This window comes from Moorena sp. SIO3I6, assembly GCF_010672095.1.
In genome coordinates this window covers 1-2894 of sequence record NZ_JAAHHU010000538.1, presented here as the reverse complement: position 1 = coordinate 2894, position 2894 = coordinate 1, and the positions used below count along the sequence as shown (strand labels likewise).

3 protein-coding genes are annotated in these 2894 nt (G+C 43.8%); all 3 read left to right on the top strand.

Going from position 1 to position 2894, the window contains the following annotated elements:
• Positions 1-393: chemotaxis protein CheW (locus F6K49_RS39135; protein WP_293105940.1), on the top strand; the 393-nt coding region annotated here is incomplete at its 5' end.
• 12 nt (positions 394-405) lie between these two features.
• Positions 406-540, top strand: coding sequence for a hypothetical protein (locus F6K49_RS39130; protein ID WP_293105937.1), 135 nt, complete (start codon positions 406-408; stop codon positions 538-540).
• Between the two features lie 106 nt (positions 541-646).
• On the top strand, positions 647-2894 hold a 2248-nt coding region (locus F6K49_RS39125; protein WP_293105933.1), incomplete at its 3' end, for a chemotaxis protein CheA.

Below are 2894 nucleotides of genomic sequence, written 5' to 3'. Positions count from 1 at the left end.
GAGATCTTACTGGGAATTGTGAATATTCGTGGGGAAATCCTAATGTGCGTTTCCCTCAGCCATCTCCTTGGTTTGGAAGATAATCCTGCTAACTCAGATTCCGAGCAATCCAAAATCCAACAGCCCTTAACTCTAAAATCCAAAACCAATGTGAGTAGTGTGATGTATCAACGGATGGTGGTTGTGGAAATTGAGGGCAACCGATGGGTCTTTCCCGTTGATGAAATTTTTACTGTTCAACGGTTTCATGCTAATGAATTACTCGATGCACCAGCGGTTATTTCTAACGCTACATATACTTATACAAAATGGATAATTAACTGGCAAGATAAAAAGGTGAATTACTTGGACGATGAGTTATTGTTTTACACCCTAAATCGGAAGATTACGTAACCCGATGGGGTGATGGGGGTAAAGTGCTATCTATTTAAGCATTCAGCTATCAGCTATCAGTCATCAGCTATCAGTCATCAGCGAACAGCGATTAGCGCTACGCGCACGCTACGCGAACAGCTTTGGGTCTATGGCCACGCTACTTGAGGTGCGAACAGCTTTTGAATAAAATAAACTGACGGCTGACCGCTGACAGCTGACCGCTGAATGCTTACAAAAGATCATCAATCTAAACTCTAAACTCTAAAATCCTATGACAGACAGCGGACAAGATATGAGCAATTTCTCCATGTTGGATTTATTCCGCATGGAGGTGGAAAGCCAAGCAGCGATATTAAATGACAAGTTATTGGCTCTGGAAAGTAATCCTTCCTCCAGCCAAGAATTGGAATCCCTAATGCGTGCTGCCCATTCCATTAAAGGTGCTGCCCGCATTGTCCAAATTGATGCTGCTGTTAACATCGCTCATACCATGGAGGATTGCTTTGTAGCAGCTATGAATAAAACCATTACCCTCAAGGCAGATCACATTGATGTCTTGCTGCAAGGTGTCGATTTCCTCCAACAAATCAGCCAAGTTGGTGAAATGAATTTAGACCAATGGCTGTCTGAACATGGGCAAGCCATTGAACATCAGAGTATAGCGATCGCTAAAATTCTCGCACCAGAATCTGCACCCTCCTCCCCACAACAGCCATCTCCATCTGCTGCCCCTAGTACCTCGGGGTCACAGAACTCGGAAAAACTAAGCGCTATAGATGATCCTTCTGAAGTTTCCACTCTCGATAGTACGAATACAGCCATAGAGACTCAAGATCAAACTGTTGATCAGCAAACTGTTAATCAGCAAAATCGTGATCAGGTAGTAACTCACCAGGCTCAAACCGATTCTCCCCCTCAAGTACCTAGTCAGGAGTCTGACCATAGCACGATAGAGATTGAAAGTCAACCCTTGAAGCAGGCTGTGAGCCACAACCCTCAACCTGAAGTGGCTGCCAAAGACAATCAATCCTCATCTAGCCCAGGGAATGATTTAATCAAGCAACCATTGATGGCTTTGGATACTGCCAAAAAGTCGGAAGCTAAAGAGAGAGTTGTGCGAGTCAGTGCTGAAAACTTAAATAGCTTAATGGGTTTAGCCGGTGAATCCCTAGTGGAGGCGAATTGGCTACAACCGTTTGCTGATTCTTTGATGACTCTCAAAAAACACCAAATGGAATTATCAAAGATCCTGGAAAAATTACAGGATTCTTTAGCAATATCCCAGGTCAATCAAGTGGGGGATCAATATCTAAAAGTTGCTCGACAAAAGGAACAGGAATGTCGGGAAATTTTGGGCGATCGCATGAGTGAACTAGAACTGTATGCACGTCGCACTGCTAATCTTTCGGATCGTCTTTACCGAGAAGTGATTGCGTCTCACATGCGTCCTTTTGCTGATGGGGTACAGAGTTTTCCTCGGATGATTCGGGATATAGCCAGAAAGCTGAATAAACAAGTTAAATTAGAAATTATCGGCAAATCTACCGCAGTAGATCGAGATATTTTACAGAAACTAGAAGCACCACTGACTCATATTTTGCGTAACTCTGTAGACCATGGTATTGAACCTCCCCAAGAGCGTGTAGCAATGGGGAAACCAGCCCAAGGTACCGTGCGACTGGAAGCCCTTCATCGTGGTGGGATGTTATCGATTACTGTTGCTGACGATGGCAAAGGCATAGATCCAGAGAAATTGCGGGAAAAAATTGTCCGTCAAAAAATGATCACCCCAGACATCGCAAGGCAGCTGGCTGAACATGAGCTGATGGAGTTTCTATTTTTGCCGGGATTTTCTACCGCTAAGCAGGTAACCGAAATTTCTGGTCGTGGCGTTGGTTTAGATATTGCCAAGACTATGGTACAACAGGTAGGTGGCACCCTGCGAGCTACCTCTAAACTAGGGCAAGGAACGAGTTTCCACTTCCAATTGCCTCTGACTCTATCAGTTATTCGTACCCTATTAGTGGATATATATGGTGAACCTTATGCGTTCCCGTTAGCACGAATTGACAAAATTGTGATGGTAGATAAAACCGAAATTTCTGTAGTAGAAAAGCGGCAATATTTTACCCTTAATGATGAAAATATTGGACTAGTAGCTGCCCACCAAGTGTTGGAATTAGATGACTCTTATATTACATCTAAAACCCTACCAGTAGTGATCATCAGTGACCAATCGAACCGTTTTGGATTAGTAGTTGATAAATTTTTAGGTGAACGGGATTTGGTGGTTCGACCATTAGATCCGAGGCTGGGCAAAGTTCAGGATATCAGTGCTGCTGCTTTGATGGGAGACGGTTCCCCGATTCTAATTTTGGATGTGTCAGATTTAGTGCGCTCCATTGATAATCTACTCAATAGCCGCCAGTTGAGCGCAGTCAGTGGTGATGATGATACTGATATCCAACAGCCGAAACGCATTCTAGTAGTTGATGATTCCATTACCGTGCGGCAAATGG

What these genes read in the sequence shown, in the direction of transcription:
- F6K49_RS39130 (WP_293105937.1), top strand. Translation starts at nt 406, where the DNA reads ATGGGGGTAAAGTGCTATCTATTTAAGCATTCAGCTATCAGCTATCAG.